The sequence below is a fragment of the Mycobacterium bohemicum DSM 44277 genome, from assembly GCF_001053185.1.
In the GTDB taxonomy this organism is placed as follows: domain Bacteria; phylum Actinomycetota; class Actinomycetes; order Mycobacteriales; family Mycobacteriaceae; genus Mycobacterium; species Mycobacterium bohemicum.
In genome coordinates this window covers 1,877,009-1,890,205 of the sequence record NZ_CSTD01000001.1, presented here as the reverse complement: position 1 = coordinate 1,890,205, position 13,197 = coordinate 1,877,009, and the positions used below count along the sequence as shown (strand labels likewise).

The 13,197-nt window shown below is 68.9% G+C and carries 15 protein-coding genes, 1 tRNA gene and 2 pseudogenes; 7 read left to right on the top strand and 11 right to left on the bottom strand.

Features of this window, described 5'->3' with window-relative positions; translation table 11 throughout:
- Nucleotide 1: 1 nt before the first annotated feature.
- From BN971_RS08625 to fabG, 4 genes are read right to left on the bottom strand one after another with little or no spacing between them, the layout of a single operon-like run.
- Nucleotides 2–1,195 carry an acyl-CoA dehydrogenase family protein gene (locus BN971_RS08625; RefSeq protein ID WP_085183169.1) on the bottom strand — a complete coding sequence of 398 codons (1,194 nt, stop codon included), beginning with the start codon at nucleotides 1,193–1,195 and terminating at the stop codon, nucleotides 2–4.
- 24 nt (nucleotides 1,196–1,219) lie between these two features.
- The gene (locus tag BN971_RS08620) at nucleotides 1,220–2,422 is read right to left on the bottom strand and encodes a CoA transferase (protein ID WP_085183170.1); all 1,203 of its coding nucleotides are present in this window, start codon (nucleotides 2,420–2,422) and stop codon (nucleotides 1,220–1,222) included.
- Nucleotides 2,419–3,636, bottom strand: a complete 1,218-nt coding sequence (locus tag BN971_RS08615) for an acetyl-CoA C-acetyltransferase (RefSeq protein ID WP_372511960.1) — start codon at nucleotides 3,634–3,636, stop codon at nucleotides 2,419–2,421. Before BN971_RS08615 ends, BN971_RS08620 begins: the two co-directional genes overlap by 4 nt.
- 11 nt (nucleotides 3,637–3,647) lie before the next feature.
- Nucleotides 3,648–4,388, bottom strand: coding sequence for a 3-oxoacyl-ACP reductase FabG (fabG, locus tag BN971_RS08610; RefSeq protein WP_085183172.1), 741 nt, complete (start codon nucleotides 4,386–4,388; stop codon nucleotides 3,648–3,650).
- 121 nt (nucleotides 4,389–4,509) lie between these two features.
- On the opposite strand from fabG, the gene BN971_RS08605 reads away from it, so the two are divergent.
- The 3 genes from BN971_RS08605 to BN971_RS08595 are packed head-to-tail and all read left to right on the top strand — an operon-like array spanning nucleotide 4,510 to nucleotide 6,993.
- Nucleotides 4,510–5,682, top strand: a complete 1,173-nt coding sequence (locus tag BN971_RS08605; RefSeq protein ID WP_085183173.1) for an acyl-CoA dehydrogenase family protein — start codon at nucleotides 4,510–4,512, stop codon at nucleotides 5,680–5,682.
- Between the two features lie 14 nt (nucleotides 5,683–5,696).
- Complete coding sequence (locus BN971_RS08600; RefSeq protein ID WP_085183275.1) at nucleotides 5,697–6,518, top strand: mycofactocin-coupled SDR family oxidoreductase; 822 nt, start codon at nucleotides 5,697–5,699, stop codon at nucleotides 6,516–6,518.
- 49 nt (nucleotides 6,519–6,567) lie between these two features.
- Nucleotides 6,568–6,993 carry a pyridoxamine 5'-phosphate oxidase family protein gene (locus tag BN971_RS08595; RefSeq protein WP_085183174.1) on the top strand — a complete coding sequence of 142 codons (426 nt, stop codon included), beginning with the start codon at nucleotides 6,568–6,570 and terminating at the stop codon, nucleotides 6,991–6,993.
- On the opposite strand, the pseudogene BN971_RS08590 reads toward BN971_RS08595, so the two are convergent.
- Nucleotides 6,990–7,601, bottom strand: a pseudogene (locus tag BN971_RS08590) (phosphotransferase family protein); the annotation flags it as partial. The gene BN971_RS08595 and the pseudogene BN971_RS08590 overlap by 4 nt on opposite strands.
- An 89-nt stretch (nucleotides 7,602–7,690) precedes the next feature.
- Nucleotides 7,691–8,266: pseudogene (locus tag BN971_RS08585) on the bottom strand (siderophore-interacting protein); the annotation flags it as partial.
- Between the two features lie 89 nt (nucleotides 8,267–8,355).
- On the opposite strand from BN971_RS08585, the gene BN971_RS08580 reads away from it, so the two are divergent.
- Both BN971_RS08580 and BN971_RS24980 read left to right on the top strand, forming a co-directional pair.
- Nucleotides 8,356–8,772: a thiol-disulfide oxidoreductase DCC family protein gene (locus tag BN971_RS08580; protein ID WP_085183176.1), complete on the top strand. Its 417-nt coding sequence runs from the start codon at nucleotides 8,356–8,358 to the stop codon at nucleotides 8,770–8,772.
- A gap of 130 nt (nucleotides 8,773–8,902) precedes the next feature.
- The gene (locus tag BN971_RS24980) at nucleotides 8,903–9,073 is read left to right on the top strand and encodes a hypothetical protein (RefSeq protein WP_169718670.1); all 171 of its coding nucleotides are present in this window, start codon (nucleotides 8,903–8,905) and stop codon (nucleotides 9,071–9,073) included.
- An 8-nt stretch (nucleotides 9,074–9,081) separates the two neighbouring features.
- Here the strand turns inward: BN971_RS24980 and BN971_RS08575 are convergent.
- Nucleotides 9,082–9,164, bottom strand: a tRNA-Leu gene (locus BN971_RS08575).
- Nucleotides 9,165–9,225: 61 nt separating this feature from the next.
- Here BN971_RS08575 and BN971_RS08570 point away from each other — a divergent pair.
- Together BN971_RS08570 and BN971_RS08565 are read left to right on the top strand one after the other, a co-directional pair.
- Nucleotides 9,226–9,606 (top strand): hypothetical protein, encoded by a 381-nt coding sequence (locus tag BN971_RS08570; RefSeq protein ID WP_085183177.1) that lies wholly within the window; start codon nucleotides 9,226–9,228, stop codon nucleotides 9,604–9,606.
- On the top strand, nucleotides 9,603–9,941 hold the full coding sequence (locus BN971_RS08565; protein ID WP_085183178.1) for a DUF3817 domain-containing protein: 339 nt from the start codon (nucleotides 9,603–9,605) through the stop codon (nucleotides 9,939–9,941). The genes BN971_RS08570 and BN971_RS08565 overlap by 4 nt, the downstream gene beginning before the upstream one ends.
- A gap of 147 nt (nucleotides 9,942–10,088) precedes the next feature.
- On the opposite strand, the gene rdgB is transcribed toward BN971_RS08565, so the two are convergent.
- From rdgB to murI, 4 genes are all read right to left on the bottom strand, one after another.
- Nucleotides 10,089–10,712 carry an RdgB/HAM1 family non-canonical purine NTP pyrophosphatase gene (gene rdgB / locus BN971_RS08560; protein WP_085183276.1) on the bottom strand — a complete coding sequence of 208 codons (624 nt, stop codon included), beginning with the start codon at nucleotides 10,710–10,712 and terminating at the stop codon, nucleotides 10,089–10,091.
- Entirely contained in the window at nucleotides 10,709–11,488 is a 780-nt protein-coding gene (gene rph / locus BN971_RS08555; RefSeq protein ID WP_085183179.1) for a ribonuclease PH, read from the bottom strand. The genes rdgB and rph overlap by 4 nt, the downstream gene beginning before the upstream one ends.
- 23 nt (nucleotides 11,489–11,511) lie before the next feature.
- The gene (locus BN971_RS08550; RefSeq protein WP_085183180.1) at nucleotides 11,512–12,294 is read right to left on the bottom strand and encodes a cyclic nucleotide-degrading phosphodiesterase; all 783 of its coding nucleotides are present in this window, start codon (nucleotides 12,292–12,294) and stop codon (nucleotides 11,512–11,514) included.
- Between the two features lie 70 nt (nucleotides 12,295–12,364).
- Nucleotides 12,365–13,189, bottom strand: coding sequence for a glutamate racemase (gene murI, locus BN971_RS08545; RefSeq protein ID WP_085183181.1), 825 nt, complete (start codon nucleotides 13,187–13,189; stop codon nucleotides 12,365–12,367).
- Nucleotides 13,190–13,197: the final 8 nt, after the last annotated feature.

The window sequence follows — 13,197 nt, the reverse complement described above, 5'->3', positions numbered from 1 at the left end:
GTCACACCTGGTACTCGGCGATCAGTCGCTTGCTGATGATGGACTTCTGGATTTCGCTGGTGCCCTCGCCGATGAGCAGGAACGGCGCATCCCGCATCAGCCGCTCGATCTCGTACTCCTTGGAATACCCGTAGCCGCCGTGGATCCGGAAGCTCTGCTGGGTGACCTCCGAACAGTATTCGCTGGCAAGGTACTTCGCCATTCCTGCCGCGACGTCGTTGCGCTCCCCGGAATCCTTCAGCCGCGCCGCGTTGACCATCATCAGGTGCGCCGCTTCCACCTTGGTGGCCATCTCGGCCAGCTGGAACGCGATGGCCTGGTGCTCGGCGATCGGCTTGCCGAACGTCTCACGCTGTTGGGCGTAGCGAACCGCAAGCTCGAACGCGCGCAGGGCGATACCGCAGGCCCGCGCCGACACGTTGACCCGGCCCACCTCGATGCCGTCCATCATCTGGAAGAAGCCGCGGCCGGGGGCGCCGCCGAGGACGTCGTCGGCGCCGGCCTGGTAGCCGTCGAAGATCAGCTCGGTGGTGTCGATGCCCTTGTAGCCCAGCTTGTCGATCTTGCCCGGGATCACCAGCCCCGGTAGCACCTCGCCGAAGCCGGTCGGCTTTTCCACCAGGAACGCCGTCAGGTTGCGGTGCGCCCGGTCCGCACCCTCGTCGGTGCGCACCAGCACCGCGATCAGCGTCGAGCTCGCGCCGTTGGTCAGCCACATCTTCTGGCCGTTGATGGTGTAGCCGCCGTCCGAATTCCGCTGCGCCCGGGTTCGTATCGCGGCGACATCGGATCCCAGCTCCGGCTCCGACATCGAAAACGCGCCGCGCGTCTCGCCGGTGGCCATGCGCGGCAGGAAGCGTTGCTTCTGCGCGTCGGTACCGTGCTGGCGCAACATATAGGCCACGATGAAGTGGGTGTTGAGCACACCGGACACGCTCATCCAGCCGCGGGCCAGCTCTTCGACGCACAGCGCGTAGGTCAGCAGCGACTCGCCCAGGCCGCCGTACTCCTGCGGAATCATCAGCCCGAACAGGCCCATGTCCCGCATCTGGTCGACCATGTGCTGCGGGTAGGTGTCACCGCGCTCGAGTTCGGCCGCGTTGGGGATGACCTCCTTCTCGACGAATTGCCTTACGGTGGCGATGATCTCGGTCTGCAACTCGGTCAGGCCGAGGGTTTGGGCGAGCTTGGTCATGCGCTGTCTTTCTCCTCTGGATCGCTACGAGGCGATCGTCTTGGCGTGCGTGAGGCGCTCGATGTCACCGGCGGACAGGCCGAGGCGCTGCGTGAGCACGTCCACGGTGTCCTGGCCGAGCGCGGGAGCGGGGGTGCTGGCGGGATGGGTGCCGTCGAACGCGGCCGGCAGGCCGGGGGCGAGATAGTCGCCGAGGCCCGGCTGGTGCAACCGGGAGAACAGCGGATTGCCCGAGACTTTCGGGCCGGCCGCGGCCTGCGCGAAGGTGCAGTACCTCTCGAACAGCACGGTGGTGGCCGCCAGGGCGGCGGTGATCTCGTCGGCCGTGTGTTCGGCGAACCAGGTGGCGAACAGGCCGGAGAGCACCTCGCGGTTGCGGTAGCGGTCCCCTTCGGAATCGAAGTCGGCCCCCAGGGCCTCGGCGAGCGCCGATATCGCGGCGCCGGTGCCCGTCACCGCGACGAGGTCGCGAAAGTGCCGTGAGGTGAGCGCCACGACCATGAACTCGGCACCGTCACGGCTGGTGAAGTTCTGGCCGTACTGGCCGTAGATGACGTTGCCCAGGCGCTCGCGTTGCGTCCCGTTGACCTGGGGCTCGGTCAGCAACCCGAGATTTCCCGCGGTGGCCAGTGCGACGTCCTCGAGGGCCAGGCTGATCCGGGCGCCCGCCCCGCACTGGTCGCGGCGCCGCACGGCCGCGACGACCGCGAGCGCGGCGTACAGGCCGCAGCACACGTCCCACGCGGGCAGCACGTGATTGATGGGTCCGCCGTGATCGGCGGGGCCCGTCACGAGCGGAAAGCCGATGCCGGCGTTCACGGTGTAGTCCACCCCGGTCGAACCGTCGCCGCGGCCCAGCAGTTGCACATGGATGACGTCGGATCGCCTGTCCGCCAGGCGGTCATGGCTCAGCCAGGATAGACCGGCGGCGTTGGTCACGACGATGCCGTCGCCCTCGACGATCAGCCGGGAAATCAGCTCCTGGCCCTCCTCGGAGCGCAGATCGATTGCGGCGGAACGCTTTCCCTTATTAAGGCCGGTCCAGTAGATCGAGGTGCCGTCGGCGGCCAGCGGCCAACGCCGGACGTCGGACGCGCCACCGATTGGGTCGACCCGGATCACCTGCGCGCCAAGCTGTCCCAGCGTCATCCCGCACAGTGGCGCGGCGACGAAGCTGGACACCTCGACCACCGTCAGGCCGCTCAGCGGCAGCGCCGGGTTGTTCACGTCGCCGCGACCCGCTCGAAAACCGCCGCCAGGCCCTGCCCTCCGCCGATGCACATGGTCATCAGGCCGTAGCGCGCCTGCCGCCGATGCAGTTCGCGCGCCAGGGTGGCGAGCATGCGGCCGCCGGTCGCGCCGACGGGATGCCCGAGCGAGATTCCCGAGCCGTGCACGTTCGTCCTGTCATGGTCGGCGGCGCCGAAGTTCCACTCCCGCATCACCGCGAGCGCTTGGGCGGCGAAGGCCTCGTTGAGCTCGATGAGGTCGATATCGCTCAAGCGCAGCCCGGCCCTGGCGAGCGCCGCCTCGGTGGCCGGCACCGGACCGATGCCCATGATGTGGGGCGCGACGCCGGCCAGTCCCCAGGACACCAGCCGCACCAGCGGTGTCAGCCCGTAGGCGTCCGCCTCCTCGGGCGTCGTCACCACGCATACCGACGCCGCGTCGTTCTGACCGCTCGCGTTGCCCGCAGTCACCGTCGCGTCCGGATCATCCTTGAGCAGAACGGGTTTCAGCTTGCCCAGGGATTCGACCGTGGTGTCTGCGCGCGGATGCTCGTCGGTGTCGAACGACTCCTCGCCGTGCCGGCCCCGCACGGTGACCGCGATGATCTCCTCGGCCAGGATGCCGTTCTTCTGCGCGGCCACCGCGCGCTCGTGCGACCGCACGGCGAGCTCGTCCTGCTCGAGACGCGAAATGCCGTACTGGCGTCGAAGATTCTCAGCGGTTTCCAGCATCCCGCCCGGGACCGGGTGGTGGCGGCCACCGGCGGTGGTGCGTCCCCGCGCCAGCCCGTCGTGCACCTTGATGCCGGACCGGGCGCCGCCCCACCGCATGTCGGTGGAGTAGAACGCGACGTTGCTCATGCTCTCGCAGCCACCGGCGATGACCAGATCCTGGTCGCCGTTACCCACCTGCAGGCAGGCCTGAATCACCGCCTGCAATCCCGACCCGCAGCGCCGGTCGACCTGCATGCCCGGAACGGTCACGGGCAGACCGGAATCCAAGGCGACCACGCGCCCGATCGCCGGCGCCTCGCTGCTGGGATAGCAGTGCCCGAGGATGACGTCGTGCACCGCGTCGGGCGCGATGCCGGTCCGCTCGAGCAGCCCCCGGAGCGCGGCGACACCCAGGTCGACCGCCGTGAGCGACTTGAACATTCCGCCGTAGCGGCCGATCGGGGTGCGGACCGGCTCGCAGACGACGGTTTCGCGCATGCCCGGCCCCATCAGATGTGCCGGCCGCCGGTGACTTCCATGACCGTGCCCGTCATGTACGACGAGAGATCGGAGGCCAAGAACAGGGCGACGCTCGCGACCTCGCTGGGTTCGCCGGCGCGGCCCATCGGAATCTCGGCCACCTTCTGGTCCCAGATGCGCTGCGGCATCGCCTCCGTCATGGCCGAGCGGATCAGTCCCGGTGCGATCGCATTCACCCGGACACCAAGGTAGGCAAGCTCTTTGGCCGCCGCCTTGGTCATCCCGACGATGCCGGCCTTGGCCGCCGAATAGTTGGTCTGGCCGACCATGCCGACCTTGCCCGACACCGACGACATGTTCACGATCGCCCCGCGCTTGTTCTCCCGCATGATCGCCGCCGCCAGGCGGATGCCGTTCCAGGTGCCTTTCAGATGCACGTCGATGACCTGATCGAACTGCTCCTCGGTCATCTTGCGCATGGTCGCGTCGCGGGTGATCCCGGCGTTGTTGACCATGATGTCCAGGCCGCCGAATCGATCGATGGCCCCCGCGATCAGGGCCTCGACCTCGGCCGCCCGCGTCACGTCGCAGCGCATCGCGGCCGCGACGTCGCTGCCGCCCAACTCTTTTGCCGCGAGCTCGGTCGCCTCCAGGTTCACATCTCCCAGCATCACCCGGGCGCCTTCGGCGACGAACCGCTGGGCGATGGCCAGCCCCAGCCCTTGCGCGCCGCCCGTGATCACCGCGGTCTGACCGCTCAGCAACGACACCGTCTTCCTGCCTCCTTGGTTCGGCTCGACGACGGGGGACCGCCGCGTCTCGAATATCGTATTTCATATAGGATCCGCCACGGAAGCCGGTGGGGCCCGGACATCAAGTCGAGGAGCGTCCATGACCACAACCGAAGCCCAGGAAGTCGGCGACGACGACTTCGCGCACATCCTTGCCCAGACCCGTGACTTCGTCCGTTCCGCGGTCGTCCCCCGCGAACAGGAGATCCTGAGCGGCGACCGGGTGCCGGACGACCTGCGGAAGCAAGCCAGGACGATGGGCCTGTTCGGCTATGCCATTCCCCAGCGCTGGGGCGGGCTGGGTCTGAACCTGATCCAAGACGTCGAGCTTGCGATGGAGCTGGGTTACACCTCGCTGGCCCTGCGGTCGATGTTCGGGACGAACAACGGCATCGCCGGGCAGGTGCTCGTCGGCTTCGGCACCGACGAACAGAAGCGGCGCTGGCTGGAACCGATAGCGTCCGGCGACGTCGTCGCCTCCTTCGCGCTGACCGAGCCCGGCGCCGGATCGAACCCGGCGGGCCTGCGCACCAAAGCCGTGCGGGACGGCGACCGCTGGGTGATCTCGGGACAGAAGCGCTTCATCACCAACGCGCCCACCGCCAATCTGTTCGTCGTGTTCGCGCGCACCCGGCCGGCCGACGACCAGGGCCCGGGGATCGCCGTCTTCCTGGTTCCCGCGGACACCGAGGGCGTGCAGGTGGGCACCAAGGACGCCAAGATGGGCCAGGAAGGCGCGTGGACGGCCGACGTCAGCTTCGCCGACGTCCGGGTGGGCAACGACGCGCTGATCGGCGGCGCCGAAGACATCGGCTACCGGGCGGCGATGACGTCGCTGGCCCGCGGGCGGGTCCACATCGCCGCGCTCGCGGTCGGCGCGGCCCAGCGCGCGCTCGACGAGTCGGTGTCGTACGCCGCCACCGCGACCCAGGGCGGGACGCCGATTGGAAACTTTCAGCTGGTGCAGGCGATGATCGCCGACCAGCAGACCGGGGTGCTGGCCGGCCGGGCGCTCGTCCGGGACGCGGCGCGGTCCTGGGTGACCAATCAGGACCGCAGGGTGGCGCCCTCGGCGGCCAAACTTTTCTGCACCGAAATGGCCGGCAAGGTAGCCGATCTCGCGGTGCAGATCCACGGAGGCAGCGGCTACATGCGCGGCGTGCCGGTCGAGCGCATCTACCGCGACGTGCGCCTGCTGCGGCTCTACGAGGGCACCAGCGAGATTCAGCGTCTGATCATCGGGGCGAATTTGGTGAAGGCGGCGCTGAAATGAACGACAAGACGACGATGAACGGGCGGCTGGAGGGGCGCGTCGCGTTCGTCACCGGAGCGGCGCGCGGCCAGGGCCGCGCGCACGCCGTCCGCATGGCCCGCGAGGGCGCCGACATCATCGCCGTCGACATCGCCGGCAAGTTGCCGTCGTGCGTGCCCTACCCGCCGGCGACCGAGGAAGACCTCGCCGAAACGGTTCGCCTCGTCGAGGCGGCGAATCGGCGGATCGTGGCCTCGGTCGTCGACACCCGCGACTTCGACGGCCTGCGCGACGCGGTCGACGCCGGTGTCGAACGGCTGGGACGGCTCGACGTCATCGTGGCGAACGCGGGCGTCTCGGCTCCCCAGGCCTGGGACGAGATCACGCCCGAATCGTTCCGCGACGTCATGGAGATCAACGTGACGGGGACGTGGAACACCGTGATGGCGGGCGCGCACCGGATCATCGACGGCGGCCGCGGCGGGTCGATCATCTTGATCAGTTCGGCCGCCGGCAAGAAGCTGCAGCCGTTCATGGTGCACTACACCGCCAGCAAGCACGCGGTCGCGGGGATGGCCCGTGCCTTTGCCGCCGAACTCGGCAAGCATTCGATCCGGGTCAACAGCGTGCACCCCGGCCCCGTGAACACCCCGATGGGATCGGGCGACATGGTCAACGCCATCAGCAGGGTGATGGAGACCAACCCGCAGCTCTCCCAGATGCTGACGCCGTTCCTGCCCACGTGGGTCGCCGAGCCCGAGGACGTCGCCGACGCGGTGTGCTGGCTGGCCAGCGACGAGTCGCGGTTGGTCACCGCCGCGGAGATCCCGGTGGACCAGGGATCCACGCAGTACTGAATTTTCGGGTGCGGGGAATAGGTCGTCGCGCCGCGGGTTTGAAGCCGACATGAAAGCCTTCACCGAAACCGAACGCCAGGAATTCCTCGCCGGCAAGCACATCGCCGTGCTGTCGGTCGCGGCCGATGGCCGCCCGCCGGCCAGCGTGCCGATCTGGTACGACTACTCCCCGGGCGGGAACATCCGCATCGGCACCGGGGCCTCGAGTCGCAAGGCCCGGCTGATCGAGCGGGCCGGCGCGGTGACCCTGGTGGTGCAGCGCGAAGAGGTGCCGTATCAATACGTGGTCGTCGAGGGCACCGTGGTGGAGACTTCCAAACCGGCCCCGGCGGATGTGCAGGAAGCCATCGCGATCCGCTACCTCGGCGAGGAGGCTGGTCGCGCGTTCGTCCGCAGCATGGAGGGCGTCGAGGAGGTGCTGTTCACCATCCGCCCCGATCGCTGGCTCAGCGCCGACTTCACCGGCGACTTTTAGCCGATCAACTCCGCCGTACCCAGTTCGCGGACTGCGCGGCAGCCGCGGCGCAGCATGGTCAGCACCATGTCGTCGCCGCGGTCGGTCGAGGCGGCGAAGGCAAAGCCCAGCGCCGAGATCAACAGCGCCTGCAGCACCCCGAGACGATAGTCGTTCCAACACGTTTCCCGGTCGTAGCCGATGATGCCGTGGCCCAGCAGGGCCCGGTGGTACTCCTCGACGAGGTCTCGCTCGACCGAGGCACGAAGGTCCGAATCCAGGCTGGTGGCCGTGAAGTATGCGAGGTCGCGTGCCGGGAGCCCGACGCCCAGGGTCTGCCAGTCCACCACGCTCACGCGCGTGCGATCGGGGTCGAAGAGCATGTTGTCGAGACGGTAGTCGCCGTGCAGCAGGGCGAATCGGTCGTATTCGGTGAGCAGCCACGGCGTCACCAAACCCATTGCCGTCGTGAACGTCTCGCGGTCCTGTTCGCTCATCCGGTCGCCGAGCTTCTCCAGCGTGATGTCGGCGCTCATCTTCGCCACGTCACCGAGCCCCTTGGCCGAGGCTTCATCCGGGCGTGCGAACGCGACGCCCGGAAAGTCCAGCCAGACCGGATCGCACCAACTCCGGCCACCCGATCGGGTCGGCCGAGTGGGAGGCGGCCCACGTCCGTGACGTGCTGACGTTCTACGCCGCGAGCCCGGAACGCTTCCGCGGCCAGCGGATTCTCGTCGCGGCGTGCGACCCAGTGCAGCGCGAGCCGGGGATGGCGAGCGAGGGGGATCAACGTGTCGTCGTCGCTGTGCTGCTCGAGGTACAACTCGATCGGCACGCCGTCGGGGACCACGCCGACGATGCCGTTGATCGCGGGAATCGACGCCGAGTCGCCGATCAACAAATAGCCGGCGGGCTGCGGGTCGGGCACGTCGAAACGCGCGGAGCCCATCAGCGACGTGACCGCGATGGTGGTGCCCGGCTGCACGGTGCGGGCCCACCGCGACGCCGGTCCCGCCGGCTCGTGCAACACCATGTCGACGGCGAAGCGGCCGGCGGGGACGTCCGCTTCGGAGATGGTGTAGGCGCGCTGGAACTCCGTGTTGGACCCGTCGGGATCGGGAAACCAGAACCGCAGCCATGCCGCAGGTTCGGCCTTCACGTCGTCGAACAACGTCGACGACTCCATCCGCACACGCACGAAATGTGGTCCCAGGAAAACGGTTTCGACGACCGTTGCCTTGTGGTCGCGAGCGCCGAGCCCGCGCAGCATCACGCCCTGCAATCCTCGTGCCATTCGGCTTCACCCTCCTCAGCTACGTATAAACTAAGGGTTGCCTAACCTTCGGTCAAACTGCGTGGCCGCCGGGTGGGTAGCCTGGGCGTATGAGCGTGGCACCGGTGTTGCTCTACGACGGGGTGTGCGGCGTCTGCAACGCCGCGGTGCAGACCGTGCTTCGGTTCGACCGCCGGGGCAGCCTCCGTTTCGCCGCGCTGGACAGCGACTTCGCGCGCTCGATCATCGACCGCCACCCGGCAATTCAGGGCATCGATTCCATGGTGTTCGTCGATCAGCCGGGCCAGCCCGGGGAGGCGGTCGCCGTGCGCTCGGAAGCCGCGCTGCGGGTGGTGGATTATCTCGGCGGCCCCTGGCGGGCTCTCAAGGCCGCCCGGATCCTGCCGGGTCCCGTCCGCGACCGGCTCTACGACCGGTTCGCCACCATCCGCTACCGCGTATTCGGCAGGCACGACAGCTGCCCGATACCTCCGCCCGAGGTCCGTGCCCGCTTCGTGGACGTCTAGCCCGACGGGTCCGCCTCGGACTCTATCCGCTTGAGCTCGGCCAACTTTCGGGCCCGCGTTTGGCCGGCCGTACCGGCGGGTAACTAGAGGGGCATTGGACATATGTCAACTACTCGCTAGGAGGTGGGAAATGGCCGTCGCCATCTGCCCCGCCTGTGGCTATCCGACGATCGGCCCGGAGATCTGCGCCTTCTGCCGACCCGTGGAAATGCTGAAGGCCGACGAATCGTTCGAGCCGGGCGCATACCGGGCCCCGGCCGCTTCGTGGCTCGGCGTGGGTGCGATGCGCTACGCCTCATAGCGAGTGTGTGCGGGCGGAGGGACTCGAACCCTCACGCTCTCACGAGCACCGGCACCTAAAGCCGGCGCGTCTGCCATTTCGCCACGCCCGCAGCGGTGCCGATCGTACCGCTGCGTTGGTCGGACCGAAATCGTGAGCGGTACCGTCAAGGGGTGTCCACCACCCGTCACCGCAGGCCCGCGCTGATCGCTTTGGTGATCCTCGCCGCGAGCGCCTGCCTGGCGTTGGGCTGGTGGCAGTGGACCCGGTTCCAGTCGGTGTCGGGCAGCTTCCAAAACCTCGGCTATGCGCTGCAGTGGCCGCTGTTCGCCTGGTTCTGTGTCTACGCGTACCGCAAATTCGTCCGTTACGAAGAGGAGCCGCCGCAGCCGAGCGCGGCCCGCGGACTCACCGAAATTCCCACCGGACTGCTGCCCGAGCGTCCCCCGCCCGCGCAGCAACCACCCGATGATCCCGCGCTGCGCGAGTACAACGCCTACCTGGCGGAGCTCGCGCAGCAGGACGCCGAACGGCAGAACAGGACTACCGCATGACGACTCCGGAAACGCCGGCCACAGTCCCCGCGAACAACCTCCGGGGCCCGCTGCTCGCCTACCGGATCATGGCGTGGACGACGGGTCTCTGGCTCATCGCGCTGTGCTATGAGATCGTCTCGCATCTGGTCTTTCACCACGAGATCCGGTGGATCGAAGTGGTGCACGGCTGGGTGTACTTCATCTACGTCCTCGCCGCCTTCAATCTGGCGGTCAAGGTCCGCTGGCCCATCGGCAAGACGATCGGCGTATTGCTCGCCGGCACGATCCCGCTGCTGGGCATCGTCGTCGAGCATTTCCAAACCAGGGACGTCAAGGCGCGTTTCGGGCTCTGAGTCACATCAGCCACACTGGTCTCTCTCGGGGGCGGCACTGTTTGTGCCCACCTCCTAGCGACAGAGCGCTCGCACCACAGGCTTGTCGCTATGAGGCGGGCACATCGCCTGTCCCCTCGGCGAGGGACTGGTGGGACCGGTGGGACTTCAGCAGCCGGCCTCGCGCGCGCTGAGGGCAAGCTTCCGCAGCGCCGGCACCAGCAGCGCCAGCGCGCGCCCGCGGTGCGACACCGCGTCCTTCTCCGCCGGGCTGAGCTGCGCCGCCGTGCGGTCTTCGTCCGCCGGGAGGAACACCGGGTCGTAACCGAAACCGCCGGACCCGCGGGCCTCCCTGGCGATGCTGCCCGGCCACTCGCCGCGAACGACCACCTCTCCGGACGCCGAGACCAGCGCGCAGGCCGACACGAAAGAAGCGCCGCGCCGTTCGTCGGGCACGTCCCGCAACTGCGCCAGCAGCAGCGCGGTGTTTGCGCCGTCGTCGCCGTGTCTGCCCGCCCAGCGCGCCGAGAGCACACCCGGCATCCCATTCAGAGCGGCCACCTCCAGGCCGGAGTCGTCGGCCACCGTCGCCAGGCCCGTCGCCGCAAAGGCATCCCGCGCCTTGGCCAGGGCGTTGTCCTCGAACGTCGCCCCGGTTTCCGGGGCCTCGTCGAACGGTGGCACGTCGTTCAGCGACACCAGCGTCAAGCCCGACAGACCGGCAGCGTCGAGCACCCGCCGCAGTTCGGCCAGCTTCTTGGGGTTCCGGCTGGCGACCAGCACCTGGGTCAGGTTCCGAACGCCTTCGGCGGCGGCGGGCCCTCGGGCAGCACACCGGGGTAGGGCAACTCCAGCGCCCGGCGCTGCTCGGCGAACAACGTGTCGCAGGCGGCCAGCGCCGCGTCGAGCAGCTTGTCGAGCGTCGACCGCGGGAACGTCGCACCCTCGCCGGTGCCCTGGACTTCCACGAGCGTCCCGGTGTCGGTGGCGACGACGTTCATGTCGACCTCGGCGCGGGAGTCCTCCTCGTAGGGCAGGTCCACCCTCACCCGGCCGTCGACGACGCCGACGCTGACCGCCGCGATCGCACACGACAACGGCCGGGGATCGGAGAGCTTGCCGGCCGCCGACAGGTAGGTCACCGCGTCGGCCAGCGCCACATAGGCGCCCGTGATGGCGGCGGTGCGGGTTCCGCCGTCGGCCTGCAGCACGTCGCAGTCGACGGCCACGGTGTTCTCACCGAGCGCCGCCAGATCGATGCACGCGCGCAGCGATCGGCCGATCAGCCGGCTGATCTCCTGGGTGCGGCCGCTGAGCCGGCCCTTCACCGCCTCGCGGTCGGAACGGGTGTGGGTGGCCGACGGGAGCATCGCGTACTCCGCGGTCAGCCAGCCCAGGCCCGACCCCTTGCGCCAACGCGGAACGCCTTCGGTGACGCTGGCCGTGCACATGACCTTGGTATGGCCGAACTCGATGAGCACCGAACCCGCCGGGTGATCGGTGAACCCCCGCGTGATGGCTACGGGGCGAAGCTCGTCGTCGAGGCGGCCGTCTTCTCGCTTGCTCACCCCGGCAACACTAATCGCTCGGCTCAGACCCTCTCGGAGTGGCGGACGTCGAACGTCTCCCCGCAGACGACCGCGTGCACGGGACCGTCGAACTCCGCCTTGGCCTCGGTGATCACGTCCTCGCGCGACGTCCACGGCGGGATGTGGGTGAGCATCAGCTCGCGAACTCCGGCCTCGGCTGCTATCCGCCCGGCATCCGTTCCCGACAGGTGCAGGGCCGGCGGGCGGTCGGCCGCGTGCGTCCAGGACGCCTCGCAGAGGAAGACATCGGCGTCGCGGGCCAGGTCGACGAGTTGGTCGCAGACGCCGGTGTCGCCGCTGTAGACGAACGAGGCCCCGCTGTCATCGGTGATCCGCATGCCGTAGGACTCGGTCGGGTGCGCCACGATCCGCGGCACCACCGTCAGCGGCCCGAACTGAACCGGCTCGTTGTCCACCCAGTGGCGGACGTCGAAGATGTCCGAGCAGTCGTCGATCTCGCCGCCGTACGGGGACGACGCCGCCCCCAACCGCGACCACGTGTCGCTGGGGCCGTACAGGAACGCCTTGCCGTCCGGCCTCGTCGGGTGATAGCGGCGCCACACGAACAGCCCCGGCAGATCAAGGCAGTGGTCGGCGTGCAGATGGGTCAGCAGCACGTGCACCGAGCTGGGGTCCGCGTAGCGCTGCAGCGCACCCAGCACTCCCCCGCCGAAGTCGAGGACGAGCGGGGGCGTGCCCGGCGCCCGGAGCAGGTACCCCGAGGCGGGCGAATCCGGACCCACGACACTGCCTGAGCAGCCGAGCACGGTGATTCGCACGGACACTACTGTGCCATGCCCGATACGACGATGACGAAAACATCGCCGCATTGGTGTGATCAGAATCTCGCGGCGGCTATCGGCCCGGCACGTCTCCGAAGTGGTGGACGGGCGCGACGCCCGTCACCGCGGGTCCCAGGAAGCGCGCGGCCAGGTTGGTGAAAGCCTCGGGATCGCCGGTGGCTTCGAACACCCGGGTGGCCGGCGGCGCGTCATGCGGGCGCAGCAGGTCGCGCTCGGTGAGCACCCGCAGCACTTCCTTGGCCGTCTCCTCGGCACTCGAGACCAGGGTGACGTTGTCGCCCATCGCCAGCTGGATGATCCCGGACAGCAGCGGATAGTGGGTGCACCCGAGGACCAGGGTGTCGACCTGCGCACGCTGCAGCGGTTCGAGATAACCCTCGGCCAGGCCCAGGACCTGCCGGCCGCTGGTCACGCCGCGTTCGACGAAATCGACGAACCGCGGGCAGGCCACCGCGGTGATCTCGGTGTCGCGGGCGGCGGCGAACGCGTCCTGGTAGGCGTGCGAGGCGATGGTTGCGCGCGTGCCGATGACGCCGATGCGACCGTTGCGGGTGGTGGCGACCGCGCGGCGCACCGCGGGCAGGATCACCTCGACGACGGGGACGTCGTAGCGCTCCCGGGCGTCGCGCAGGCATGCGGCCGACGCGGTGTTGCAGGCGATCACGAGCGCCTTCACACCACGGCCGACCAGGTCGTCGGCGATGGCGAGCGCGTGCGCACGGATGTCGGGGATGCTCAGCGGCCCGTAGGGGCCGTTACGGGTGTCGCCGACGTAGATCAGGTCCTCGTCAGGCAGCTGGTCGATGATGGCCCGCGCGACGGTCAGTCCCCCGACGCCGGAATCGAAGACCCCGACGGGCGCCAATGGCGAGTTCACGTGGCCGC

Excerpts from the sequence above, each read along its gene's own strand:
- BN971_RS08625 (WP_085183169.1), bottom strand. The coding sequence starts at position 1,195 with ATGACCAAGCTCGCCCAAACCCTCGGCCTGACCGAGTTGCAGACCGAG.
- BN971_RS08615 (WP_372511960.1), bottom strand. The coding sequence starts at position 3,636 with ATGCGCGAAACCGTCGTCTGCGAGCCGGTCCGCACCCCGATCGGCCGC.
- BN971_RS08605 (WP_085183173.1), top strand. The coding sequence starts at position 4,510 with ATGACCACAACCGAAGCCCAGGAAGTCGGCGACGACGACTTCGCGCAC.
- BN971_RS08600 (WP_085183275.1), top strand. The coding sequence starts at position 5,697 with ATGAACGGGCGGCTGGAGGGGCGCGTCGCGTTCGTCACCGGAGCGGCG.
- BN971_RS08595 (WP_085183174.1), top strand. The coding sequence starts at position 6,568 with ATGAAAGCCTTCACCGAAACCGAACGCCAGGAATTCCTCGCCGGCAAG.
- BN971_RS08580 (WP_085183176.1), top strand. The coding sequence starts at position 8,356 with ATGAGCGTGGCACCGGTGTTGCTCTACGACGGGGTGTGCGGCGTCTGC.
- BN971_RS24980 (WP_169718670.1), top strand. The coding sequence starts at position 8,903 with ATGGCCGTCGCCATCTGCCCCGCCTGTGGCTATCCGACGATCGGCCCG.
- BN971_RS08565 (WP_085183178.1), top strand. The coding sequence starts at position 9,603 with ATGACGACTCCGGAAACGCCGGCCACAGTCCCCGCGAACAACCTCCGG.